Source organism: Streptomyces triculaminicus (assembly GCF_017349075.1).
GTDB classification, from domain to species: Bacteria; Actinomycetota; Actinomycetes; order Streptomycetales; family Streptomycetaceae; genus Streptomyces; species Streptomyces triculaminicus.
In genome coordinates this window covers 407,346-431,495 of the sequence record NZ_JAFMOF010000002.1, presented here as the reverse complement: position 1 = coordinate 431,495, position 24,150 = coordinate 407,346, and the positions used below count along the sequence as shown (strand labels likewise).

Annotated in this window: 23 protein-coding genes, 2 tRNA genes and 3 pseudogenes; 6 read left to right on the top strand and 22 right to left on the bottom strand. The window is 71.8% G+C overall.

Features of this window, described 5'->3' with window-relative positions; all coding sequences use genetic code 11:
• Window positions 1–45: 45 nt before the first annotated feature.
• The 9 genes from ruvA to pgsA form a co-directional block, all read right to left on the bottom strand.
• Window positions 46–666, bottom strand: a complete 621-nt coding sequence (ruvA, locus tag J1792_RS12010; protein WP_207247208.1) for a Holliday junction branch migration protein RuvA — start codon at window positions 664–666, stop codon at window positions 46–48.
• A complete protein-coding gene (gene ruvC, locus J1792_RS12005) occupies window positions 663–1,214 on the bottom strand; it encodes a crossover junction endodeoxyribonuclease RuvC (RefSeq protein WP_086573668.1) in 552 nt (183 codons plus the stop codon). The genes ruvA and ruvC overlap by 4 nt, the downstream gene beginning before the upstream one ends.
• Before the next feature lie 125 nt (window positions 1,215–1,339).
• Window positions 1,340–2,092: a YebC/PmpR family DNA-binding transcriptional regulator gene (locus J1792_RS12000; protein WP_086573669.1), complete on the bottom strand. Its 753-nt coding sequence runs from the start codon at window positions 2,090–2,092 to the stop codon at window positions 1,340–1,342.
• Between the two features lie 62 nt (window positions 2,093–2,154).
• Entirely contained in the window at window positions 2,155–2,745 is a 591-nt protein-coding gene (gene pdxT / locus J1792_RS11995) for a pyridoxal 5'-phosphate synthase glutaminase subunit PdxT (protein WP_086573671.1), read from the bottom strand.
• 82 nt (window positions 2,746–2,827) lie between these two features.
• Window positions 2,828–3,739 (bottom strand): pyridoxal 5'-phosphate synthase lyase subunit PdxS, encoded by a 912-nt coding sequence (gene pdxS, locus J1792_RS11990; protein WP_086573673.1) that lies wholly within the window; start codon window positions 3,737–3,739, stop codon window positions 2,828–2,830.
• 81 nt (window positions 3,740–3,820) lie between these two features.
• Complete coding sequence (locus J1792_RS11985; RefSeq protein WP_086573675.1) at window positions 3,821–4,363, bottom strand: hypothetical protein; 543 nt, start codon at window positions 4,361–4,363, stop codon at window positions 3,821–3,823.
• Between the two features lie 102 nt (window positions 4,364–4,465).
• Complete coding sequence (locus J1792_RS11980; protein WP_086573676.1) at window positions 4,466–5,626, bottom strand: glycosyltransferase family 4 protein; 1,161 nt, start codon at window positions 5,624–5,626, stop codon at window positions 4,466–4,468.
• Window positions 5,623–6,555: a phosphatidylinositol mannoside acyltransferase gene (locus J1792_RS11975; protein ID WP_086573678.1), complete on the bottom strand. Its 933-nt coding sequence runs from the start codon at window positions 6,553–6,555 to the stop codon at window positions 5,623–5,625. The genes J1792_RS11980 and J1792_RS11975 overlap by 4 nt, the downstream gene beginning before the upstream one ends.
• The gene (gene pgsA, locus J1792_RS11970) at window positions 6,552–7,211 is read right to left on the bottom strand and encodes a phosphatidylinositol phosphate synthase (RefSeq protein ID WP_086573680.1); all 660 of its coding nucleotides are present in this window, start codon (window positions 7,209–7,211) and stop codon (window positions 6,552–6,554) included. Before pgsA ends, J1792_RS11975 begins: the two co-directional genes overlap by 4 nt.
• A gap of 256 nt (window positions 7,212–7,467) precedes the next feature.
• Here pgsA and J1792_RS11965 point away from each other — a divergent pair.
• Together J1792_RS11965 and J1792_RS11960 are read left to right on the top strand one after the other, a co-directional pair.
• Window positions 7,468–9,674, top strand: a pseudogene (locus J1792_RS11965) (elongation factor G-like protein EF-G2).
• A gap of 96 nt (window positions 9,675–9,770) precedes the next feature.
• Entirely contained in the window at window positions 9,771–11,495 is a 1,725-nt protein-coding gene (locus tag J1792_RS11960; protein ID WP_242645884.1) for an AbeC-like domain-containing protein, read from the top strand.
• Between the two features lie 31 nt (window positions 11,496–11,526).
• On the opposite strand, the gene J1792_RS11955 is transcribed toward J1792_RS11960, so the two are convergent.
• From J1792_RS11955 to J1792_RS11930, 6 genes and pseudogenes are all read right to left on the bottom strand, one after another.
• Window positions 11,527–12,735, bottom strand: a complete 1,209-nt coding sequence (locus J1792_RS11955; RefSeq protein ID WP_207247772.1) for a YVTN family beta-propeller repeat protein — start codon at window positions 12,733–12,735, stop codon at window positions 11,527–11,529.
• Between the two features lie 113 nt (window positions 12,736–12,848).
• Window positions 12,849–13,682, bottom strand: a complete 834-nt coding sequence (locus J1792_RS11950; RefSeq protein WP_242705080.1) for a polysaccharide deacetylase family protein — start codon at window positions 13,680–13,682, stop codon at window positions 12,849–12,851.
• Window positions 13,683–13,801: 119 nt separating this feature from the next.
• On the bottom strand, window positions 13,802–14,362 hold the full coding sequence (locus J1792_RS11945) for an HIT family protein (RefSeq protein WP_086573687.1): 561 nt from the start codon (window positions 14,360–14,362) through the stop codon (window positions 13,802–13,804).
• Window positions 14,363–14,503: 141 nt separating this feature from the next.
• A complete protein-coding gene (gene thrS / locus J1792_RS11940; protein ID WP_242705079.1) occupies window positions 14,504–16,483 on the bottom strand; it encodes a threonine--tRNA ligase in 1,980 nt (659 codons plus the stop codon).
• 83 nt (window positions 16,484–16,566) lie between these two features.
• Window positions 16,567–17,748 (bottom strand): annotated as a pseudogene (locus J1792_RS11935) (hypothetical protein); the annotation flags it as partial.
• Window positions 17,747–18,322: pseudogene (locus tag J1792_RS11930) on the bottom strand (DUF4365 domain-containing protein). The pseudogenes J1792_RS11930 and J1792_RS11935, both read right to left, overlap by 2 nt.
• A gap of 165 nt (window positions 18,323–18,487) precedes the next feature.
• Here J1792_RS11930 and J1792_RS11925 point away from each other — a divergent pair.
• Window positions 18,488–19,213: a 3'-5' exonuclease gene (locus tag J1792_RS11925; protein ID WP_086574485.1), complete on the top strand. Its 726-nt coding sequence runs from the start codon at window positions 18,488–18,490 to the stop codon at window positions 19,211–19,213.
• Between the two features lie 57 nt (window positions 19,214–19,270).
• On the opposite strand, the gene J1792_RS11920 is transcribed toward J1792_RS11925, so the two are convergent.
• From J1792_RS11920 to J1792_RS11905, 4 genes are all read right to left on the bottom strand, one after another.
• Window positions 19,271–19,342: transfer RNA gene (locus J1792_RS11920), tRNA-Val, on the bottom strand.
• 63 nt (window positions 19,343–19,405) lie between these two features.
• Window positions 19,406–19,924, bottom strand: coding sequence for an SRPBCC family protein (locus J1792_RS11915; protein WP_086574483.1), 519 nt, complete (start codon window positions 19,922–19,924; stop codon window positions 19,406–19,408).
• A gap of 56 nt (window positions 19,925–19,980) precedes the next feature.
• Window positions 19,981–20,052 (bottom strand) — tRNA-Val (locus J1792_RS11910).
• A 76-nt stretch (window positions 20,053–20,128) separates the two neighbouring features.
• Window positions 20,129–20,560 carry a TIGR02611 family protein gene (locus tag J1792_RS11905; protein WP_086574482.1) on the bottom strand — a complete coding sequence of 144 codons (432 nt, stop codon included), beginning with the start codon at window positions 20,558–20,560 and terminating at the stop codon, window positions 20,129–20,131.
• A gap of 191 nt (window positions 20,561–20,751) precedes the next feature.
• Here J1792_RS11905 and J1792_RS11900 point away from each other — a divergent pair, with 191 nt between their 5' ends.
• Both J1792_RS11900 and J1792_RS11895 read left to right on the top strand, forming a co-directional pair.
• Window positions 20,752–21,165, top strand: coding sequence for an SsgA family sporulation/cell division regulator (locus J1792_RS11900; protein WP_003959770.1), 414 nt, complete (start codon window positions 20,752–20,754; stop codon window positions 21,163–21,165).
• A gap of 215 nt (window positions 21,166–21,380) precedes the next feature.
• A complete protein-coding gene (locus J1792_RS11895; protein ID WP_086574480.1) occupies window positions 21,381–21,914 on the top strand; it encodes a CGNR zinc finger domain-containing protein in 534 nt (177 codons plus the stop codon).
• 20 nt (window positions 21,915–21,934) lie between these two features.
• Here the strand turns inward: J1792_RS11895 and J1792_RS11890 are convergent, their stop codons facing one another.
• Together J1792_RS11890 and J1792_RS11885 are read right to left on the bottom strand one after the other, a co-directional pair.
• Entirely contained in the window at window positions 21,935–22,078 is a 144-nt protein-coding gene (locus tag J1792_RS11890) for a hypothetical protein (protein ID WP_179199106.1), read from the bottom strand.
• A 69-nt stretch (window positions 22,079–22,147) separates the two neighbouring features.
• Window positions 22,148–22,594 carry a hypothetical protein gene (locus J1792_RS11885; protein ID WP_207247207.1) on the bottom strand — a complete coding sequence of 149 codons (447 nt, stop codon included), beginning with the start codon at window positions 22,592–22,594 and terminating at the stop codon, window positions 22,148–22,150.
• A gap of 169 nt (window positions 22,595–22,763) precedes the next feature.
• On the opposite strand from J1792_RS11885, the gene J1792_RS11880 reads away from it, so the two are divergent.
• Entirely contained in the window at window positions 22,764–23,270 is a 507-nt protein-coding gene (locus tag J1792_RS11880; RefSeq protein ID WP_086574477.1) for a DsbA family protein, read from the top strand.
• Between the two features lie 45 nt (window positions 23,271–23,315).
• On the opposite strand, the gene J1792_RS11875 is transcribed toward J1792_RS11880, so the two are convergent.
• Window positions 23,316–24,137 (bottom strand): GNAT family N-acetyltransferase, encoded by an 822-nt coding sequence (locus J1792_RS11875; RefSeq protein WP_086574475.1) that lies wholly within the window; start codon window positions 24,135–24,137, stop codon window positions 23,316–23,318.
• Window positions 24,138–24,150: the final 13 nt, after the last annotated feature.

Genomic DNA, 24,150 nt, shown 5'->3' with positions numbered 1-24,150 from the left:
AAACCTCACGGTCGGAAGTGCTCGGCGGGGTACTTCTCGGCGGTCTCAGCGGGCCCGGTTCAGAGTCTGCAGCGCGGCGCGCAGCAGCGAGCCCACCTGCGGCAGGCCGCCCTCGGCGAGGGTGGCCTCGGCCTGGGGCGTGACCGCCGCGACGGCCTCGTCCGCCTCGCGCGTGGCATAACCGAGCCCGACGAGCGCGGCGTGCAGCTGGTCGCTCCACCCCTGCGTGACGGGGGCGCCCACCGCCGCGGCGGCGGACCCGACCGGGGCGCCGAGGCGGTCCTTGAGCTCGATCAACAGCTTCTGCGCGCCCTTCTTGCCGATGCCCGGCACGGCCGTGAGCGCCTTCTCGTCGCCGGACGCGAACGCGCGCCGCAGCGCGTCGGGGCTGTGCACGGCGAGCATGGCCTGCGCCAGCCGGGGGCCGACGCCGCTGGCGGTCTGCAGCAGCTCGAACGTCTGCCGCTCGTCGTCGTCGGCGAAGCCGTAGAGCGTCAGGGAGTCCTCGCGGACGACGAGGGACGTGGCGAGCCGGGCCTGCTGGCCGACGCGCAGCCCGGAGAGCGTGCCGGGGGTGCACTGGACGGCCATGCCGATCCCGCCGACCTCGACGACGGCGGTGTCCGGTGCGAGGGCCGCGACCGGCCCGGAGACGAAGGCGATCATCGGGTGCCCTTCGGGAGTCGTACGGGAGCGGTGACGCGCCGGTGCGCGGCGGCGATCTGCTGCAGGCGGTTGGTCGCCGGGGCCCGCCAGATGTGGCAGATCGCCAGCGCCAGGGCGTCGGCGGCGTCGGCGGGCTTGGGCGGCGCGTCGAGCCGCAGCAGCCGGGTGACCATGGAGCCGACCTGGGCCTTGTCGGCCCGGCCGGAGCCGGTGACGGCGGCCTTGACCTCGCTGGGGGTGTGCAGGGCGACGGGCAGGCCGCGGCGGGCGGCGCAGAGCATGGCGACCGCGCTGGCCTGGGCGGTGCCCATGACCGTACGGACGTTGTGCTGGCTGAAGACACGCTCGACGGCGACGTACTCGGGGCGGTACTCGTCGAGCCACTGCTCGATGCCGCGCTCTATGAGGACGAGCCGGTCGGCGACCTCCGCGTCCGCGGGGGTGCGGACGACGCCGACCCCCACCATGCGCAGCGGCCGGCCCGCGACGCCCTCGACCACCCCGACGCCGCACCGCGTCAGCCCCGGGTCCACACCCAGCACCCGCATTGTCCCGCCCCCCTCCGATCAGCCGGTTCCACCTGCCGCAGCAGGCTATCGGCCGCCACTGACAACGCGACGGGCCGGCGGGACGCGTGTCCCGCCGGCCCGTCCGCCGACCGCAGCCGGAACGCCTACGCGTCGACCTTCGCCATGACGTCGTCGGAGACGTCGAAGTTGGCGAAGACGTTCTGCACGTCGTCGCTGTCCTCGAGGGCGTCGATCAGCTTGAAGATCTTGCGCGCGGCGTCCTCGTCGAGCTCCACCTGCATGGTGGGCACGAAGTTGGCCTCGGCGGAGTCGTAGTCGATGCCCGCCTCCTGGAGCGCGGTGCGGACCGCGACCAGGTCGGTGGCCTCGCTCATGACCTCGAAGTTCTCACCGAGGTCGTTGACCTCCTCGGCGCCGGCCTCCAGGACCGCGCCGAGCACGTCGTCCTCGGTCAGCTCGCCCTTGGGGACGATGATGACGCCCTTGCGGTTGAACAGGTAGGACACCGAGCCCGGGTCGGCCATCGAACCGCCGTTGCGGGTCATGGCGACGCGCACGTCGGAGGCGGCGCGGTTACGGTTGTCGGTGAGGCACTCGATGAGCACCGCGACGCCGTTGGGGCCGTAGCCCTCGTACATGATGGTCTCGTAGTCGGCGCCGCCGGCCTCGAGGCCGCCGCCGCGCTTGACCGCGGAGTCGATGTTCTTGTTCGGAACCGACTGCTTCTTGGCCTTCTGGATGGCGTCGTAGAGCGTCGGGTTGCCCTCGATGTCGACGCCACCCATGCGGGCCGCGACCTCGATGTTCTTGATGAGCTTCGCGAAGAGCTTGCCGCGCTTGGCGTCGATCACGGCCTTCTTGTGCTTCGTCGTAGCCCATTTAGAGTGGCCGGACATCCGCCTGTCTCCTTCGCGTAACCCAATTCGTAACGAACGACAGAGATCCTACCGGGACCGGGCTACTGCGCCGCGCGCACCATGTCCACGAACAGGCCGTGGACGCGGTGGTCTCCGGTGAGCTCCGGATGGAAGGACGTGGCCAGCACGTTCCCCTGGCGCACGGCGACGGTGTGCCCGTCGTGCCGGGCGAGGACCTCGGCCGCGGCGCCCACGGACTCGACCCAGGGGGCGCGGATGAAGACGCCCTCGACGGGGCCGCCGTCGATGCCGGCCACCTCGACCGACGCCTCGAAGGACTCGTTCTGCCGGCCGAAGGCGTTGCGGCGCACGATCATGTCGATGCCGCCGAGCGTCTCCTGGTCCTCACGGCCGTCCAGGATCTTGTCCGCGAGCATGATCATGCCCGCGCAGGTGCCGTAGACGGGCATGCCGGCCCGTACGCGCTCGCGCAGCGGCTCGAGCATCCCGAAGACGACCGCGAGCTTGGACATGGTGGTGGACTCGCCGCCGGGGATGACCAGGCCGTCGACCTCGGCGAGCTCCTCGGGGCGGCGCACCGGGCGGGCGAGCGCGTCGGCCGCGGCGAGGGCGATGAGGTGTTCGCGGACGTCGCCCTGGAGAGCGAGGACGCCGATGGTGGGGGTGGACACGGGGGGACTACCTCTCGGATGTACGACCGCCGGTGGGCGGCCCGCACCTGACGCGGGCCGCCCACCTGGGGAAGAACGGGTGTTACCAGCCGCGGTTGGCGTAGCGCTGGTCCTCGGGAAGGGTGTCGCAGTTGATGCCGACCATGGCCTCGCCCAGGTTGCGGGAGGCGTCCGCGATGATCTTCGGGTCGTCGTAGAAGGTGGTGGCCTTCACGATGGCGGCGGCGCGCTTGGCCGGGTCGCCCGACTTGAAGATGCCGGAGCCGACGAAGACGCCCTCCGCGCCGAGCTGGCGCATCAGCGCGGCGTCGGCCGGGGTGGCCACGCCACCGGCGGAGAACAGCACGACCGGCAGCTTGCCGAGCTCGGCGACCTCCTTGACCAGCTCGTACGGGGCGCGCAGGTCCTTGGCGGCGGCGAACAGCTCGTTGTTGTCGAAGCCGCGCAGCTTGGCGATCTCGTTCTTGATCTGACGCAGGTGGCGCACGGCCTCCACGACGTTGCCGGTGCCGGCCTCGCCCTTGGAGCGGATCATGGCCGCGCCCTCGGCGATGCGGCGCAGGGCCTCGCCCAGGTTGGTGGCACCGCAGACGAAGGGGGTGGTGAACGCCCACTTGTCGGAGTGGTTGATCTCGTCGGCCGGGGTGAGGACCTCGGACTCGTCGATGTAGTCCACGCCGAGGGACTGCAGGACCTGGGCCTCGACGAAGTGACCGATGCGGGACTTGGCCATGACCGGGATGGAGACGGCCTCGATGATCTCTTCGATCATGTTCGGGTCGGACATCCGGGCCACGCCGCCGTCCTTGCGGATGTCGGCGGGCACCCGCTCCAGGGCCATGACCGCGACGGCGCCGGCGTCCTCGGCGATCTTTGCCTGCTCGGCGTTGACGACGTCCATGATCACGCCGCCCTTGAGCTGCTCGGCCATGCCGCGCTTGACGCGCGCGGTGCCGGTCTCGGGGGTCTGGGCGGTGGTGGGGGTGGACACGATGTGACCTCGCTATCAAGGGCGGTGAAGCTGCAGCGTCATCAAACCCAGGGCGCGAGGGCCGGGAAAAGGGCCAATCCGCGGTCAGTGGCCTGTCCGGTCGCCCAGTACGGCCGGAGGCTCGTCGTCCATCTCGAAGGCCATCGGGAACGGCGCGTGGCCCGCGAGGCGGAACCAGCGCACCTTACGGTGCCGGCGCAGCGCCCGGGCCGCCCGCACCGCGTCGTTGTGGAACCGCCGGGCCATGGGCACCCGCCGCACGGCCTGGGTCAGCTCCTCCAGCGACTCCTCGCCGCCGGGCGCCCCACGCACCACGTCCGCCTGCTGCGCCTCGGCGAAGACGGCGCGCAGCGCCTGGCTGAGCTCGCTCTCGGCGACCTCGCGGTGCTCCTCCTCCGCCTGCCGCGCGGCGTGCGCGGCCTGGTAGAGGACCATCGAGGCGGCCGGGTCGAGGACGCCCGCGGTGCCGAGCTCCTGGGCGACCGAGGCACGGCGCAGCAGCTGGGCGTCCAGCGCCGCGCGCGCCGCGTCGATGCGGCTGTGCAGCCGGTCCAGGCGGCCCGCGGTCCAGCTCAGGTAGACGCCGATGACGACCAGGGCGGCCGCGATCCAGATCAATGTGGTCACGCGAGGTCACAGTACCGGGCCCGCCCGGCTCGTCCCGGTCGGTCGCGGGCGAAGCCCGGTCGGACGCGGGCGAAGCCCGGCCGGTGGTCGGACGGGACCCCGTCAGTCGCGGGCGAGGCCGAAGCGCGCGCGGAAGCCGCTGCGTTCGTCCGTGGCCACCGACGCCGCGCCGGCCGCGACCGTCTCGTAGACGGCCAGGATGTCGGCGCCGACCGTGCCCCAGTCGAAGCGCCGTACGTGCCGGCTGCCGCGCTCGCTCAGCTCGGCCCGGCGATCGGCGTCGCCCAGGAGCCGGACGGCCGCGGCGGCCAGGTCGTCGGCGTCCTCGTTGGCGAACAGCTCGCCCGCCGCGCCCTGGTCCAGGACCTGCGCGAAGGCGTCGAGGTCGCTGGCGAGGACGGGCGCGCCCGCCGACATCGCCTCGACGAGGATGATGCCGAAGGACTCGCCGCCGGTGTTGGGCGCGAGGTAGACGTCGACGCTGCGCAGCAGGCGGGCCTTGTCCTCGTCGCTGACCATGCCGAGGAACTCGACCTGGGCGCGCGTCTCGGGGGGCAGGGAGGCCACGGCCTCCCGCTCGTCGCCCAGCCCGGCCACCAGCAGCCTGGTGCCGGGGCGCTCGGCGAGGATCCGGGGCAGGGCGCGCATCACGACGGGCAGGCCCTTGCGGGGCTCGTCGATGCGGCCGATGAAGCCGATGGTGCCGCCCTGCCACTCGGGCCGGGGCTCGGCGCGGGCGAAGAAGTCCACGTCGACGCCGTTGGGGATGACGACCGCGTCGCCGCCCAGGTGCTCGACCAGGGTGCGGCGGGCGTACTCGCTCACGGCGATGCGCGCGCTGATCTTCTCGAGGGCGGGCTGCAGGATCGGATAGGCCGCGATCATGGCGCGCGAGCGCGGGTTGGAGGTGTGGAAGGTCGCCACGATGGGGCCCTGCGCGGCCCAGCAGGTCAGCAGGCCCAGGGAGGGCGAGGTGGGCTCGTGGATGTGGATGACGTCGAAGTCGCCCTCGTGCAGCCAGCGGCGCACCCGCGCGGCGGACAGGAAGCCGAAGTTCAGGCGGGCCACCGAGCCGTTGTAGGGGACGGGCACGGCCCGCCCGGCGGAGACGACGAACGGCGGCAGCGGCGTCTCGTCGTCCGCGGGCGCCAGCACCGACACCTCATGGCCCTGCCGGATCAGGTGCTCGGCCAGGTCACGGATGTGGAACTGCACGCCCCCGGGGACGTCCCACGAATACGGGCAGACGATCCCGATCCTCAAGGCTTCTCCGTTCCGGAGCTCTTGTCGTGGCCGGGCCGCGGCCGCCGGTCGAGATCGGCGAGCCACAGCCGCTGGAGCATGTGCCAGTCCTCGGGGTGCTCGGCGATGCCGGAGGCGAAGGCGTCGGCCACCGCCTGGGTCATGGCCGTGGCCTTCTCCCCCCGGGTGCCCTCGCCGGGCACCTCGACCGGGGCGTGGATGCGTCCGCGCATCACCGGAGAGCTGTCGTACCAGAGGGTGACCGGCAGCAGCACGGCGCCGGTCTGCAGGGCGAGCGCGGCGGGGCCGGCGGGCATCTTCGCCGCCTCGCCGAAGAACGTCACCTCGATGCCGGAGGCGGACAGGTCCCGGTCGGCCACCAGGCAGACCAGGCCACCCGAGCGCAGCCGCCGGGCCAGCGTGCCGAAGGCGCTGCCGCCGGAGTGCGGCAGGACCTCCATGCCGAGCCCCTCGCGGTAGGCGACGAAGCGGTCGTAGAGCGTCTCGGGCTTGAGCCGCTCGGCGACGGTGGTGAAGGGCACCCCCAGGCGGGTGGTGACCCACGCCCCGGCCAGGTCGTAGTTGCCCATGTGGGGCAGGGCGGCGACGACGCCGCGCCCGGAGGCCAGCGCCTCCTCCAGGTGGTGCAGGTCCTCCGGGGCGAAGCCGGAGCGGATGCGGTCCTCACTCCAGACGGGCAGCCGGAAGGACTCCATCCAGTAGCGCATGTACGAGCGCATGCCGGCCCGGGACAGCTCCGCGAGCCGCTGCGGTCCGGCGTCGGGCACGACGCGGGCGAGGTTGGCCTCCAGGCGTGTGACGCCCTGGCCGCGCCGCTTCCAGGCGGTGTCGGCGATGTTCCGGCCCAGGGCCGTGGCCATGGGCTCGGGGAGCTTCTTGACCGTGCCCCAGCCCAGCCCGTACAGCGCGTCCGTCAGGCGTTCCCTCACCCGGCCTCGCCCCCGCCGGCCGCGACGGCGTCCGCCTCGGCGGACTCGCGGCGGACGGTGATCACCCGCTGGATCAGGGTGACCAGGCTGCCGACGGCCACGATCCACAGCGCGATGGGCAGCAGGATGTCGATGTGCGGCACGCCGAACGTGTGCAGACCCGAGAGGCCGCAGGCCACCAGCGAGATCACCAGGCGCTCGGCGCGCTCGACCAGGCCGTTGACGTTCACCGGCAGGCCGATGCTCTCGCCGCGCGCCTTGGTGTACGACACGACCTGGCCGCTGGCGAGGCAGAAGATCGCCACCGCGCACAGCGCGAGGTCGTCGCCCCGCCCGGCGTACCAGAGCGCGAGCCCGCCGAAGATCGCCGAGTCCGCGACGCGGTCGAGGGTGGAGTCCAGGAAGGCGCCCCAGCGGCTGGAGCGGCCCAGCTGCCGCGCCATGTTGCCGTCGACGAGGTCGGAGAAGACGAACAGCGTGATGACGATCGTTCCCCAGAAGAACTCGCCCTGGGGGTAGAAGACCAGCGCGCCCGCCACCACTCCACCGGTACCGATGAGGGTCACCGCGTCGGGGCTGACCCCCAGGCGGATGAGCAGGGCGGCGAACGGTGTGAGAACACGCGTGAAGAAAGCACGCGCGTACTTGTTCAGCATGGCCTTCCCGGAAGGTAGTGATCGGGCCGGGTGGTCGGAAGGCCACCGGCTGGCCCATCGTAGCCAGCCCGTCCCGGGCCGCCGCGCACACATCGCTCCCCCGGGCCATGGCGCAGGTCACGCCCGTCACGGCCGCCCCCTGCCGCCGGCTCACCCGGGGGGCGGACGGTTGCGCGCCCGTGTGCGACGTATGGACGCAGCGTGACCACGGTGGAAAGCTCGAAGGACCGCAGGTGTCGACCGAGAGGCGAGGCACATGGGCGAGAAGACGAGTGCACATCCAGGGGCCGCGGGCAGAGCAGTGGCGGCCGACCGGCCGGGCAACATCCGGAACGTGGTGCTGGTCGGCCACAGCGGCTCGGGCAAGACGACGCTGGTCGAGGCGCTGGCCCTGGCGACCGGCGCGGTGAACCGGGCGGGCCGGGTCGAGGACGGCGCGGCCGTCTCCGACTACGACGAGATCGAACACCGCCAGCAACGCTCCGTACAGCTGTCCCTGGTGCCCGTCGAATGGGCCGGGATCAAGATCAACCTGCTGGACACACCCGGCTACGCCGACTTCGTCGGCGAGCTGAGGGCCGGTCTGCGCGCCGCGGACGCGGCCCTCTTCGTCGTCTCGGCGGCGGAGGGCGTCGAAGGGGTCGCCGGCGCCACCCGCATGCTGTGGGAGGAGTGCGCGGCCGTCGGCATGCCGCGCGCCATCGTGGTCACCCACCTGGAGGCGGCCCGGGCGGACTTCGAGGAGATGACCGAGACCTGCCGTGCCGCCTTCGGCGGCGAGTCCGGCGACGGCGTCCTGCCCCTCTACCTCCCCCTGCACGGAAAGGAGGGCCCCGACGGCCACCGCCCGGTGGCCGGGCTCGTCGGACTGCTCACCCAGCGCGTCTTCGACTACTCCTCCGGCACCCGCACCGAGACCGCGCCCGACGACGACCAGCTCCCGCTGATCGAGGAGGCCCGCAACCGCCTCATCGAGGGGATCATCGCCGAGAGCGAGGACGAGACCCTCATGGACCGCTACCTCGGCGGCGAGGAGATCGACGTCAAGACCCTCGTCGAGGACCTCGAGCGGGCCGTGGCCCGGGGCAGCTTCCACCCGGTGCTGGCCGCGGCCCCCGCCCAGGAGGGCGCCCGGCAGGGGCTGGGCACCGTGGAGCTGCTGGAGCTGATCACCGGCGGCTTCCCCACCCCGCCCGAACGGACGCCGCCGGAGGTCACCTCCCCGACGGCTCCTCCCGCCCGCCGCTGACGTGCGATCCGGCCGGGCCGCTGGCCGCCGAGGTGGTCAAGACCGCCTCCGACCCCTACGTCGGCCGCGTCTCCCTGGTCCGCGTCTTCTCCGGCACCCTGCGGCCCGACGAGACCGTGCACGTCTCCGGGCACGGCCTCGAGGACCGCGGCCACGAGGACCACGACGTCGACGAGCGCATCGGCGCCCTGTCCCAGCCCTTCGGCAAGCAGCAGCGGCAGCTGTCCCAGGCCATCGCCGGCGACATCGCCTGCGTCGCCAAGCTCGTCAGCGCCGAGACCGGGGACACCCTCTCCGCGAAGAACGCCCCGCTGCTGATGGAACCCTGGCTCATGCCCGACCCGCTGCTGCCCGTGGCGATCGAGGCCCACAGCAAGGCGGACGAGGACAAGCTCTCCCACAGCCTGGCGCGCCTGGTGGCCGAGGACCCCACCATGCGCCTGGAGCACAACCCGCACACCCACCAGGTCGTCCTGTGGTGCCTGGGCGAGGCCCACCGCGACGTCGCCCTGGAGCGGCTGCGCACCCGCTACGGCGTCCAGGTCGACGTGGTGCCGCACAAGGTCTCGCTCCGCGAGACCTTCGGCTCCCGCGCCACCGGCCGCGGCCGGCACGTCAAGCAGTCCGGCGGCCACGGCCAGTACGCCATCTGCGAGATCGAGGTCGAGCCGCTGCCGGGCGGCAGCGGCATCGAGTTCGTCGACAAGGTCGTGGGCGGCGCGGTCCCCCGCCAGTTCATCCCCTCGGTCGAGAAGGGCGTACGGGCCCAGGCCGCGCGCGGCGTCGCCGCCGGCTACCCCCTGGTCGACGTGCGGGTGACCCTCCTCGACGGCAAGGCCCACTCGGTGGACTCCTCGGACGCGGCCTTCCAGACCGCCGGCGCCCTCGCCCTGCGCGAGGCCGCCGCCGAGACCCGCATCCACCTCCTCGAGCCCGTCGCCGAGGTCCGCGTCCTGGTCTCCGACGACTACGTCGGCCCGGTCATGAGCGACCTGTCCGGGCGGCGCGGCCGGGTCGTGGGCACCGAGCAGTCCGGCTCCGGCCGCACGCTCGTACGCGCCGAGGTACCGGAGATCGAGATCGGCCGGTACGCGGTGGACCTGCGCTCCCTCTCGCACGGCACGGGACGGTTCAGCCGTTCCTACGCGCGGCACGAGCCCATGCCCCCGCAGATCGCGGACCGCGTTCGCGAACAGGCCGAGAACGGCTCATAGTTCACAAGCCGCCCGCCCCAACTCACTTGGGGCGGGCGGCTTTCCGATCTCCCACGACAGCCGGCACCCCGCCCCATTACGCTGAGCACGCGACCCATGACACAGACCGTGGGCGGCAGTCGGGAGCGGGCCCGCGTCCGGACGGGCGCGGGGTTGGGGGCAGCGGTGGCAGGAGACGGGTACGACTTCAGCCCGGGTGCGCAGATCCCGGTATCGGGCGGTGCCGGAGGCACCGCGGCGACACAGGCCCTGGCCTCCGCGGCCTACCGCGACGGGCCCGTGGACGAGCTCCTCAAGGCCAACTCCGACTGGGCCACCTCGGAGGTCAAGAAACCCCTGATCTCCCTCTTCGAGCCCAACCTCGGCGAGGCCTTCGCCCGCGCCGTGCAGACCCGCATGCTCGGCAGCGGCCGCAAGCCCCTCATCCAGTCCTTCGGCCTCGAACCCCAGGTGATCGTCGAGCACTGCCTCGCCGCCAACCGCATCCGCAAGATCCGCGACGCCCAGCTGACGGTCATCATGGCCGTCTTCGGCCTGCTCTTCCTGCCCGGCGTCCTCCTCTGGTTCGGCGCCTTCCAGCTGCGCCGCAGCCTCGCCGGCGCCCAGAACAAGCGCGCCGGCGCCCTGGGCACCACCCTCCTCGTCGCCCTCGCCGTCGTGATCGCCGTCGCCATGGTCAAGGCGCCGCTGCACGGCTTCTGGGGCCTCTACCTCCGCGCCATGGTCATCGCCCCCCTGATCGGCGGCTTCTGGGCCAAGACCGCCTGCGAGCGCACCGCGAAGGACCTGCGCGACCGCTGGACCGGGCTGCTCGACGGCGGCGCCGTCGCCGCCAAGATCCCCGAGAGCGTGCCCCGCGACCCCGGCGAGAGCGCCGCCGAACAGCTCCGCCAGAGCCTGCAGAAGCTCTCCGCCGAGCAGCAGAGCAACATCGTCTTCTACGCCGGCCCCAAGGGCATACTCGGCATGGGCACCCGCTGGGGCAGCTGGCAGCTCGCCGAGGACCTCGTCCCCGCCGAGCCCGGCCGGGACATCAACCCCTTCCGCAGCTGGGACATCGCCCGCGCCATCCACGACCAGCTCAAGCTCCTCGAGCGCACCCCCATCAACACCGGCGGCCTCACCGCGCCCCACGTCGAGCACTGGGTCGTCGTCCCCATCGGCGAGGGCGCCTCCGCCGTGTCCCGCCCCGGCGGCACCGACGCCGCCTCGTACCAGATCAGGGGCGCCCAGCTCCAGGACATCTGCGACAAACAACACTTCGGCAGCGGCGACCGCCACTACCTCGGCGTCCAGTTCGTCCTCTGGGACGGCCAGCTCGTCATCAATCTCCTCATCAACGTCACCGTCCTCCACAAGACCCTGCGCATCGAGGTCACCGGCTACGCCCTCGGCCCCACCCACTCCGTCTTCAACGGCCGCCCCAAGAACCGCACCAAGACCTTCAAAAAGGGCATCAAGTTCTGGGAGACCTGGACCCGCACCCTCCCCATCGTCGAGCCCAGGGAGGTCGTACGGCTCGCCGCCCGCGCCCCCCTCACCTGGTACCCGCCCCTCCTCGAGTACTGGGGCGGCAAGCTCGTCCTCCCCGAGCCCTTCGGACTGCGCCACGCCTGGGCCGACAAGCCCTGGCGCCACCGCTTCATGGCCGACGACGCACTACGGGCCGCCACCCCCGTCCTGCGCGTCGTCCACGAAGCGGCCCTGCGCGTCCTGAAGGACAACGGCGTCGACACCTCCAAGTTCGTCTCCCGCGCGGGCAACCTCAGCGGCGCCGTCCAGGACGCCAAGCCCGGCAGGGTCGACGTCTACGACGCCTAGAACACGGCGCGGCGGCCAAGCGGCCGGGCCACTACCGGAAGATGCCGGTGTGGCCCAGCGAGTACCGCCCGGGCTGCGGATAGACCGCCAGACCATGCGGCCCGTCGCCCACCTTGATCCGCGCGATCTGATGCCCGTCCGTCGTGTCGATCGCGTACACCTCGCTGTTGTAACGCCCTGACAGCCACAGCACCTTGCCGTCCGCCGACACACCGCCCATGTCCGGACTCCCGCCGTCCGGCAACTCCCACTTCTTCACCAGCTTGCGGCTCAGCAGATCCAGCACCGAGATCGAACCCTCACCCCGGTTGGAGATGTACAGCGACTTCGAATCCCGGCTGACGTACAGACCGTGCGCCCCCTTGCCCGTCGGCATCAGCCACGGCTCCGTGAACTTGTCCCCGTCCAGCACCCACACCCCGTCGGCCATCATGTCCGCCACGTACCAGGTCCGGCCGTCCGAGGAGATCTTCACGTCCTGCGGCATCGCCCCGTCGAACGGCAGCTTCTGCTGACCGATCACCTTCATCCGCGCCGTGTCGACCTTCAGCAACTCCCCCGAGAACTCACAACTGACGATGAAGTACCGCCCGTCGGGCGAGAAGTCGGCGTGATTCACCCCCAGGCAGTTCACATGCTCCGTCTTCATCCGCTTCATCGTGTGCGCGTCCCGGAACACCAGCTCACGGTCCATCGACGCCATCACCACCGCGTACTTGCCGTCCGGGGTGAAGTAGAGGTTGTACGGGTCGTGCACATCGACCGTCTTCCCCTTCTTCCCCGTCGCCGGGTCGATCGGGGTGAGCGTATGACCACGGTCGTTGTTGACCCACAGCGTCTTCATGTCCCACGACGGCACCACGTGCTGCGGCTGCTCGCCCACCGGGATCGTTTCGATCACCTTGTACGTCGCCGGGTCGATCACGCTGACCGTGTCGGACTCCGTGTTCGGCACGTACACCCGCGACGGGAAGTCCTTCACCACCGGCGACAACGCGTTCGGCCGGTCCGCCGCGTAGAGATCGTTGGGATCCAGCAGCGGCGGCATCCCCGGCAACCCCTGCGGAACACCCCGCGCCGCCCCCTGACTGTGCGCACCCCCACCCGGCTGCCGGGGCTGCCGGGCGGCGGCACCGTCCCCGCCGTCACCGCCCCCGCAGCCGGCCACCAGCAGCGCACAGGCCGTGGCGAACAACGCGGCCCTGCGCCGGCCCCGCGAGCGGAACGGGAAACCGGGCAGGGAACGGCCAGGAAGAGACGACCGGGACGCACCAGGAGCGCGGAGAGAGCGGAGGGGACCGAGGGAGCGGAGAGAACGGACAGAGCGTCGAGGACGGTGATGCGAGAACTGGATCATCGGGTCAGCAGCTCCGTAGTCGTCACCGCGCGCAGGCCGCGGCGGTGCAGGCCGTCGAGGATCGCGGGCAGCGCGGCGACCGTGCCGGCGTGCCCGAAGTGCAGACTGACCACCGACCCCGGCCGTACCGCGTTCAACACGGTACGCCGGACCACCTCGGCGCCCGGGTCGGTGAAGTCGAGGGAGTCCACGTCGTACGACAGGACGTGCGGGTAACCGGCCTTTCTCGCCAGCCGCACCACCTGATCGGTCGCCCGCTGCGCGCGCGAGGGCCTGAACCAGCGGCCGATGCCGCCCGTGAGCCTGCGCAGCCGGTCGGCGCACTCGGTGATCTCGGCATAGGCGGCCTTCGCGGGCATCGAGCAGATGTTCAGATGCCGCATGGTGTGATTGCCCAGCTCATGCCCGCCGTCGAGCACCCGGCGAGCCATCCGCGGCTCCGCGTCCAGCCAGTCCCCGACGGCCAGTACGGTCACCCGGGCCCCGGCCCGCTCGGCCTCCGCCAGCAACGCCGTCGCCGACTTCGCATCACCCCGGCCGTGAAACGTCAGCGCCACCGAACGGCCCTTCCGCGGACCGTGGTCGATCTGCGCCGGCAACCCCGAGGGCAGCTTCGCCAGCAGCAGGCCCGGCCCGGGCGGCGCCGACGCCCTGGCCCGCGCCCCCGCCCGCGCCGGGGCGGACGCACCCGCCGGCTCGGGAGTGCGCTGCCGGGCCCCTTCGGTGGCCGACCGCTCGGCGTCGCAGCCCGCGACCGCACCGCCGGCGGCCCCGGCCAGGGCACTGCCGGCGGCCGCGCGCAGCACGGTACGACGGTGAAGAAAGGTCACCGTCCTATTAGAGCTTCTTTAAGAAGAATTGGTGAGATTTGCCCGATTCTGGGCGGGGTGTGTCCTGTCCGGTCCCGTCCGGTCGTCATCCGACCGGAACTGCCCCACCCACCGACGACCTAGACCGCCGCCCAGACATCCGCCAGCATCTTGCGGGTGTCCGCGAGAAGTTGCGGCAGCACCTTGGTGTGCCCGATCACCGGCAGGAAGTTGGTGTCACCACCCCAACGCGGCACCACATGCTGATGCAGATGGGCGGCGATGCCGGCACCCGCGACGCCACCCTGGTTCATCCCGATATTGAAACCGTGCGCCCCGGACGCCTCACGCAGCGCACGCATCGCGCGCTTGGTGAACGCGGCGAGCTCGGCCGTCTCGGCCTCGTCCAGCTCCGTGTAGTCGGCGACATGCCGGAACGGCACGACCATCAGGTGCCCGCCGTTGTAGGGGTAAAGATTCAGCACGGCGTAAACGAGCTCGCCCCGGGCCACGATCAGCCCGTCCTCGTCGCTCTTCGCCGGAATCGAGCAGAACGGACAGCCGTCATCGGCCCCGGGCCCGGTGGGCTTGCCCTCACCCTGGATGTACGCCATCCGGTGAGGCGTCCACAACCGCTGAAAGGCGTCTGGCGTCCCCACCCCGAACTGCTGCTCCGGCTCACTCGTCATGCGAGTCAGCATATTCCTTGGGGTGGATGCGAATGCGACGAGGGGCGGCCCGTACGGGCCGCCCCTCTACCTCCGCCCTAGCGGAGCGCACGGCACCTTGAACTTGTGGTGCTTCCGGATCTTCGGCTCACCCCCGCCTGCGCGGGGAACACGTCACACCTGGACGCGGCGCTCCACCACATCAACGATCTTCGCGATCGCCTGGTCGCTCGGGATGCCGTTCTCCTGCGACCCGTCGCGGTAGCGGAACGAGACCGTACCCGCGGCCATGTCCTCGTCACCGACGATGATCATGAACGGGGTTTTCGCCTTCTGATGGGTCCTGATCTTCTTCTGCATCCGGTCCGACGAGGCGTCCACCTCGACCCGCAGGCCCTTCTTCTTCGCCTCGGCGGCGAACTCCTGCAGGTACTCGACGTGGGCGTCGCCGATCGGGATGCCGACCGCCTGGACCGGGGCCAGCCACGCCGGGAACGCGCCCGCGTAGTGCTCCAGCAGCACGCCGAAGAACCGCTCGATGCTGCCGAAGAGCGCACGGTGGATCATGACCGGCTGCTGGCGCGAGCCGTCGGCCGCCGTGTACTCGAGACCGAACCGCTTGGGCTGGTTGAAGTCGACCTGGATGGTCGACATCTGCCAGGACCTGCCGATCGCGTCCTTCGCCTGCACGGAGATCTTCGGGCCGTAGTACGCGGCGCCGCCCGGGTCCGGGACCAGCGGCAGCCCCTGCTTCTCGGCCGCCAGGCGCAGCGCCTCGGTGGCCTCCGCCCAGTCCTCGTCGGAGCCGATGAACTTGTCCGACTCGGGGTCGCGGGTGGAGAGCTCCAGCTCGAAGTCGTTCAGGCCGTAGTCGCGCAGCAGGTCGAGCACGAAGGTGAGGAGGGTGTCGAGCTCCTCCGGCATCTGCTCCTTGGTGCTGTAGATGTGCGCGTCGTCCTGGGTGAAGCCGCGCGAGCGGGTCAGGCCGTGGACGACGCCGGACTTCTCGTACCGGTACACCGTGCCGAATTCGAACAGCCGCAGCGGCAGCTCACGGTACGAGCGCCCGCGCGACTTGAAGATCAGGTTGTGCATCGGGCAGTTCATGGCCTTGAGGCGGTAGTTCTGCCCGTCGAACTCGATGGGCGGGAACATGCCCTCGGCGTAGTGCGGAAGGTGCCCGGAGGTCTCGAAGAGGTGCTCCTTCGAGATGTGCGGGGTGTTCACGAACTCGTAGCCGGAGGCCTCGTGCTGCTTGCGCGAGTAGTTCTCCATCTCCTTGCGGATGATGCCGCCCTTGGGGTGGAACACCGCGAGGCCGGGGCCCAGCTCGTCGGGGAAGGAGAAGAGGTCGAGCTCGGCGCCCAGCTTGCGGTGGTCACGCCGCTCGGCCTCGACGAGGAACTCCAGATACGCCTTCAGCTCGTCCTTGGTCGGCCAGGCGGTGCCGTAGATGCGCTGGAGCTGCGGATTCTTCTCGCTGCCCCGCCAGTACGCCGACGCGTTCCGCATCAGCTTGAACGCCGGGATGACACGGGTGGTCGGCAGGTGCGGGCCCCGGCAGAGGTCCTTCCAGCACAGCTCGCCGGTCTTGGCGTCCAGGTTGTCGTAGATGGTGAGCTCGCCCGCGCCCACCTCCACGTCCGCGCCGTCGTCGTGCGAGGCGGAGCCCTTGAGACCGATCAGCTCGAGCTTGTACGGCTCGTCGGCCAGCTCCTCGCGGGCGGCGTCGTCGGTGACGACGCGGCGCGAGAAGCGCTGACCGCGCTTCTGGATCTCCTGCATCTTCTTCTCGATGAGCTTGAGGTCATCGGGAGTGAAGGGCTTCTCGACGTCGAAGTCGTAGTAGAAGCCGTCCTTGACCGGCGGGCCGATGCCCAGCTTGGCCTCGGGGAAGAGCTCCTGCACGGCCTGGGCCATGACGTGGGCGGTCGAGTGGCGCAGGATGTTCAGGCCGTCCTCGGAGGAGATCTCGACGGGCTCGATCTCCTCGCCGTCGGCGACGGCGTACGCCAGGTCCTTCAGCTCGCCCGCGACGCGCGCGGCGACGATGGTGCGCTCTCCGGCGAAGAGATCGGCGGCCGTAGTGCCCGTCGTCACCACGCGCTCTTCCCGCTCGGAATCGCGTTGGATGATCACACGGACGTCTGACACCGGTCTCTCCTGACTTATGGGGCACGACAGCGGTCGCTGCGCGCTTGAATCGTACCGAGCCCGGCCCCCTGGTCGCTAAACGGTTATTCCTCCTCCGGGGATTGCAGGGACTTCAGCAGTCCGTCCCGTTCGGCTTCGTCCGCCGGGACGGGGGTGACGCTGTGGGCGTCGGCCAGGCGGCGGAAGCCGCCGCGGCTCTCCAGGCGCCCGCTCACCCGGACCGGGAGGCCGGCGAGGTGGGCGTGGCCGGCGGCGCGGTAGTCGTCGTCGGTGAGGGTGGCCCGCACCTGGGGGACGTCGGCTCCCTCGAGCACCCGCAGGCGCACCACGCCCGTCCCGCCCGGTGTCTCGCGGCGCAGCCGCACCACGGCTGCGGTGATCCGGACGGGGACGGAGGGTTCGTCGCGTACGTATCGGGCTCCGGCTTCGCGGAGGGCGGGGAGGTCGCCGGGTGAGAATTCCAGCGGTTCGGGGCGGGTGGCGAAGCCTTCGGGCGGGCCGGCGGCGGGTGCCCATTCCACGGTGATCCGTATGCCCTGGGATCCGGCGGTCAGGGTGACGAGGGCGTCGGTGAGCTCCCGGCTGACGCCGGCTTCGACGGCTTTGTCGAAGGCGTCGGGCCGGCCGGTGGTGCGGCGGTAGTCGGTGGCGTCGCGGGTGGTCTGCAGGGCGCGCAGGAGGGTGGCGGCGAGGCGGTCGGGGCCGTCGGTGGGGTTCTGTCCGGTGTGCCTGCCGGTGGCGGCCGGGGTTTCGAGGGGCAGGAAGACGGTGAGGTCGCTTCCGCCGGGGTGGGGCCGAGGAGCAGGGGGGCCAGGGTGGTCTCGGCCTGTCGGCGGTGGCGGGCGCCGTGGTGGCCGGTGCGGGCGCGGGTGGCGAGGGCTCCGGCGAGCAGCATGGCGCGGGCGCCGGTGCGCAGGCGTTCCTGGTCGGCCCAGGCGGCGGTGGGGGCGCGGTGTGCGGGGTTCTCGCGGTGCCAGCGGATCTCGTCGCTGGGGGTGCGGAGGGCGATGAGGATCTCGCGGGCGGAGGGGCGGCGCTGTGTTCGAGGGCGGTGAGGGCTTCGGTGAGGAGGTCGGTGCTGTCGGGGAAGGCGTTGCCGGCGGGTACGAGGAGGCTGGTGCCGGTGCCGGGGCCGGTGGGGGTGTCCAGCGGTGGTAGCGGCCGGGGGCTCCGCCGTGTCGTCGCCAGCCGTGGCGGGCGAGGAGGGTGCCGAGGACGGCGGGGTCGTGGGGGTGGTGCGGGGGTCGTCGGTCGGCCGGTGCATCAGGGTCTCCCTCCCGCCCCGACCCGGGTCATGATCTCGCGCAGTGCGCGGTCGTCGAAGACGCGTGTGGTCGGGATCCGCACGGTGGTCCTGCGTCGGCCGGTGGCGGGGTGGCCGGCGAGGTTGGTCCAGTAGCAGCAGTGGCGCAGTTCGAGGTGGTCGGGGCCGGCCCGTAGCCAGTCGTCCTGGGTGCGCGGAACGATCATCACGACGAGGATCTTGTGGACCGAGACGGGGGTGCGGGCGAGCTTGACCAGGTGGTCGTTGTCGAGGGTGAAGCCGAAGGTCGGGCCGGGTGGGCGGGGGCCGAGCTGGTAGGTGCTCTTGAGCTGCACCTTGATGGTGACCTCGTCGTCGGTGGTGTGGCCGGGGCGCTGTGGCTGACGTGCCAGTCGATGCCGTTGTCGGGGAAGGGCTGGGCGAGGGAGCAGCCGGCGGCGGCCGCGACGGCGTGCAGGTAGCCGACCTGGAGGGTCTCCATGCACGCGGTGACGGCGAGGCTGCCGCGGGGCGCGGTCAGGTGCCCGGGGGCCGGCGGCCGTGGGGGTGGCCGGGTCGGGCTGAGCGAGCGCCATGTCCGAAAAACCTTCCGGGCTCGCCGGTTCTTTGGTCGTACATCTGTGTTGTCTCCACGCGAACTCCCCGGCAAACGGCGGCGGTTCGGGTACTCGGGTGGCCGGGTATCACCTGGCGGGGAGGGGAAACACGCCATGTGCCGCACAAGCGCGAGGAGTTGTGTCATGCCGTGCTGGCTCGAAGGGCCGTTGGCCGCCTTCGACACCGAGACGACCGGGGTGGACGTGGAGCGCGACCGGATCGTTTCGGCGGCTTTCGTGACGCAGTCGCAGGCGGGGGCCGCGCCGGTGGCCACCCGTTGGCTGGTGAATCCGGGGGTTCCCGTTCCCGCCGAGGCGACCGCGATACACGGACTGAGCGAGGACCATCTGCAGCGGTACGGCCGGTGGCCGGCCCCGGTGATGGAGGAGGTGGCGAGGGCCCTGGCGGGGCATGCGGCGCGTGGTGTGCCGCTGGTGGTGATGAACGCCCCGTTCGATCTGACGTTGCTGGACCGGGAGTTGCGGCGGCACCGGGCGTCGTCGCTGGCGGACTATCTGGGCGGTGCGCCGCTGTGTGTGCTGGATCCGTGGGTGCTGGACAAGCATCTGGACCGCTATCGCAAGGGGCGGCGGACGCTGACGGACCTGTGTGCGCAGTACGGGGTGGAGCTGGCGGGGGCGCATGACGCGGCCGTCGACGCCACGGCGGCGTTGGAGGTCGTGCGGGCGGTGGGGCGGCGTTTCGCGTCGCGGCTGGAGCGGCTGAGTCCGGCGGAGCTGCACACCCGGCAGGCGGTGTGGCATGCGGCGCAGGCGCGGGGGCTGCAGGCGTGGTTCGCGCGCAACGGTTCGGACGAGGAGTGCGATCCGGCGTGGCCGCTGCGTCCGGAGCTGCCCGCTGCGGCGTGAGGGTGCCGGTAATGCGAAAGGCCGGTCCGTCAGTTGACGGACCGGCCTTCCCGGGCGTGGGCGATACTGGGATCGAACCAGTGACCTCTTCGGTGTGAACGAAGCGCTCTCCCGCTGAGCTAATCGCCCGGGGCTGTCTTCGGGGTTTTCCCCGGCGACGCACTGAACAATACAGGTCGCGGCGGCCCTCCTTCAAATCCCCTCCGGCCCGGCCTCGGGCCGGCCCTGCGGCCGGCTCTCCAGGAGGGCGCGCAGGCCGCGTCGTCCGCCGCGCATCATCCATGCGTGGTTGGCGCGGAAGAGGGGCCGGGCGGGGACGGCCAGGCGCCGCATGAGGGGTTTGGTCGCGTCCACGTCCTGCTCGAAGCGGGCGATGCTGCCGGTGGTGCCGTGCGGGAGGACGGTCCAGCGCGCCCAGCCCTCCAGGTCGCCGTGGACGACGACCTCCAGGACGCGGGCGTGGGGGTCGCGGCGGCTCTGGCGGGCGGTGAGGGTGAGCCCGTAGGGCAGGAGGGAGCGGATGTGGACGGTGCCGCTGATGTCGTCGGCCTGGTGGACGCGGCGGACCTGGGGCCACCAGGAGGGGTAGTCGGCGACGGCCTCCAGCACCGTGTAGACGGTGTCGGGCGGCGCCGGGAGGGTCCAGGCGTCGCGGAAGCGGTAGTGATGCGGCGAGTGCGTGCGGCGGCGGGCCATGAGGACCAAGGGCATACGAAAAACCGAGGGTCCGCAAGGGGGTGTGAACCTTGCGGACCCTCGGTGGGATGTGGGCGATACTGGGATCGAACCAGTGACCTCTTCGGTGTGAACGAAGCGCTCTCCCGCTGAGCTAATCGCCCGGGCGCACCGCAAACATTACCGCATGTCAGGCGGTGCTTCGCGCCACCCGTGCCTGGTCAGGGGGCCCGGGGAGGGTCAGTGGGCGGCCTTCCAGGGCAGGGTGAGGCCGTAGCTGGCGACGTAGAAGCCCGCGAGTCCGGCGATGATCAGCAGGCCGAGGACGGTGAGGGTGATGTTGCGGCGCCGGACCTTGGGGTCGAGGGCGCGGTGGGCGGCCTCGGTGACCTTGCGCTTGGTCCAGCGCAGGACGAGCTGGGCCCAGACGAACTCGGTGGCCCAGATGGCCATGCCGCCGAAGATCACCAGCCAGCCGGGGCCGGGCAGGGGCAGCATGATGATGCCCGCGACGACGACGGCGAGGCCGACGACGAAGACGCCGGCCTGCCAGCTCAGGTGGAGCGGCCGGGATCTTTTGATGAAGTGCGGGGCTCGCGAGCCGAGGCCTTTGCCGGGCTCGGCGTCGCCGTCCGCCGGAGCGGATCTCCGCTCGTCACTCTCCGCGTTCATGAGGTCCAACGTACCCGAAGGGCGTGACATCACCGGTTCGGCGGTATGCGTGGCGTGAGCGCTGGGCCGTCCGAGGTATCCGAAGAGCCTCAAAACGGGCAGAGGGGTTTACAACGGCACCGTAGGTGGCATGTCGATTTCGCCGACGTGCGAATCCCCGAGCGCACACTGAGCGAAAGGCCTTGGCGCTTATGAACACCACGGTCAGCTGCGAGCTGCACCTGCGCCTCGTTGTGTCGAGCGAATCCTCACTGCCCGTACCTGCGGGCCTGCGGTACGACACGGCCGATCCGTATGCCGTGCACGCCACCTTCCACACCGGAGCCGAAGAGACGGTCGAGTGGGTCTTCGCCCGTGATCTGCTCGCCGAGGGCCTTCACCGGCCCACGGGCACGGGCGACGTCCGCGTCTGGCCGTCCCGCAGTCATGGCCAGGGCGTCGTCTGCATCGCGCTGAGCTCTCCCGAGGGCGAAGCCCTGCTGGAGGCGCCGGCGCGGGCACTGGAGTCGTTCCTGAAGCGGACCGACGCCGCGGTGCCACCAGGCACCGAACACCGTCACTTCGATCTGGACACCGAGCTCTCGCACATCCTGGCCGAGAGCTGATGCCGGGCCGTAGCTGACCAGGGCGCGCCGGCCCACTCGGGGAGGCCGGGCGCCGCGCATCCGGACAACCGCACATCGAACACCCACGACACGGCGCCGTCGCCGCGGATCCACCGCGGACGACGGCGCCGTCGCGTCGTGGAGCCGCTAGAGTCTGCTCCCCGCGGTCGAACACCTGCCGCCCTCCGTCCGTCCGGCCAGGGAGCGAACGTTTCGTGCTGATCAACCACGACACCCGCCGCACGCTCGACACCGTCGTCGACCTGCTGAACATGGAGCTCGACGATCTGGCGGCGCTGCGGGGCTTCGTCGAGCGCCACGAGATCAGCGGCATCGACGTCCTGCGGGAGCCGGACCTGGCGGCGGTCCGGTCCATACGCGACCGCTTCGCCCAGGTGTTCGACACCGAGGATGCGCGGGCGGCCGCGACGCTCCTGAACGCACTGGTCGCCGAGGCGGGCACGACGCCCCGGCTGACCGATCACGACGGCTACGACTGGCACGTCCACTACTTCGCGCCCGGCGCCTCCCTGGCCGAGCACCTGGCGGCCGACGGCGGGATGGCGCTGGCGTTCCTGCTGGTGGAGGGCGAGCGCGAGCGGCTGCGGCGCTGCGCGGCGCCGGACTGCGGGCGGGCGTTCGTCGACCTCTCCCGCAACCGCTCGCGCCGCTACTGCGACGGGCGCACCTGTGGGAACCGGCTGCACGTGGCCGCGTACCGGGCGCGTCGCCGGGGGGCCGCGGACTGACGACCGCCGGGCCGGCGGGGTCACCAGCGGTAGAGGTCGTGCACGGCGGTCAGCAGGACCAGCGTGGCGACGAAGGCGAGGAAGAACATCAGCGGCGGTTGGGACAGCGCGAACAGGCAGCCGCGCGGCTCGTCGGTGATCTGGGCCGGTGGTTCGTCGTTCATCTCCGACAGATCATGGCGCAGCGGCGGGGCCGCCCGCTCACCAACGCGCCAACTGCCAGGGGGAGTTCGTCAGATCCCGTGCTTCTTGAGGATCGCCTCGATGTCCGAGAAGTCCTCTGCGTCGCCGGCCGGGGCCTTCGTCCCGGCGGGCCGGGGGGCCTTGGTGCGGGTGGGGCCGAGCGAGGGTGCGGAGGCGGCCGGGGCCACGGCTCCGGGCCGCCCGGCGGACGCGGCCTCGCGGCGCTCGCGGCGGCCTCCGGCGCGGCGGCGCTCGACGGTCCGGGTGATCAGGAACAGCACGGCGGAGAGCGCGAGCACGCCGAAGCCGGCCCAGACGGTGGGGTCGAACACGATGCCCGCCAGCCAGTCCACGACGCCCGTCATCACCAGCCCTACGGGCACCAGCGACCAGGCGGCGATCCGGGCCGCGGCCAGGAAGCGCCTGCGGTAGGCCGTCAGCAGGGCGATGCCCAGGCCGGCCGCGGACACGGCAACGCATACGGTCGAGGTCAGCATCCGGGGCCTCCTGCCGGTGACGTTCTCCTCGCCTCCATCGTGCACCGGGCGGGGCCGGACATGCCACGACCGGCCCGGTCCTCGGGGAGAACTCCGGGTCCGGGCCCCTCCGGCCTCCTCCTCAGGTAGGGGATCACGCCCGGGCGGCGGGGGCTGGGAGACTGGCCCCATGAGCGATACCGACACCGTCCGCGCCGTCCTCGACGTCTGGTGCGACCTGCAGTGCCCCGACTGCCACAAGGCCCTCGACGACGTGCGCGCGCTGCGCGCCCGCTACGGCGACCGGCTGGAGATCCGGCTGCGGCACTTCCCGCTGGAGAAGCACAAGCACGCCTACGCCGCGGCGCAGGCCGCCGAGGAGGCGGCGGAGCAGGGCACGGCGTGGCCGTACGCCGAGGCCCTGCTGGAGCGCACCGCGGAGCTCGGCGCCCGGGGCGAGAAGGTGCTCGTGGAGGCGGCGGGCGAGCTGGGGCTGGACGCCGAGGAGGTGGACACCGCGCTGATCGACGGGCGGCACATGCTGATCGTCGACGCCGACCAGGCCGAGGGCAAGGCCATCGGCGTGACGGGGACGCCCACCTATGTCATCGACGGCGAGCGGCTGGACGGCGGCAAGAGCCAGGAGGGCCTGCGGGAGCGGATCGAGGAGATCGCCGACCGGCTGCTCGCGGGCTGACCCCTCGGACACGCCGTAGGGACACACCGCGGGGAGACACCGCGGCTAGAGCAGCGGCTTGTACAGGTTGAAGGCGGTCGGCCGGTAGCCGAGCGACTCGTACAGCCGCAGGGCCGGGGTGTTGCCGGCGAAGACGTGGAGCCCGAGCGCGGCCGCGCCGGCCGCCAGGGCCTCGCGCTCGGCGAGGAGCATCAGGGTGCGGCCGTGCCCGCGGCCCCGGTGGGCCTCGCCGACCTCGACGTCGAAGACGTAGCGGCCGTCGGGGTGCGGCCCCACCCACAGGGTGCCGACGTCCTCGCCGTCGTGGGACAGGACGGCCAGGGTGGTGCCGGGCGTGGCCAGGCCCTGCCCGAGCGCGCCCTCGTGGTCGCGCCGGGCCTTGGCCTCGGCCAGGGCGGGCGGCAGGCCCCGCTCGATCCAGTCCCGGGCGTAGCTCCGGCGGGAGTGGTCCAGCCAGCGGCGGAACTCCGCCTCGTCCATGGGGCGGGGGGTGCTGCCAGCGGGCAGCTCGGGGGCGGCGGCCAGCGGTTTGGACATGTTGCGGCTGCGCTCGGTGTAGCCGAGTGCCCCGGCCAGTCCCAGGGCGGTCGTCGCGCTCGCGGGGACGCTCACCACGATCTGCTCACAGCCCCAGCCGCGCAGCACCTCCTCGGCGGCGAGCGCGGCGACCGTGGCGCGCCCGCGGTGCCGGTCGCGTTCGTTGATGACCAGGTGGGCGATCCTGCCGACGGCCGGCCCGAGGCGGGGCTCGGTGGAGATGTCGACCGTGCCGACGCGCCGGCTGTTGACGCAGACCTCGTACGAACGGGACCGGGCGCCGTCGTCGGTGCGCTGTTCGGGTGCGGTGGGCCGCAGGGTGGTCGTCATTCCTGGTGTTCTA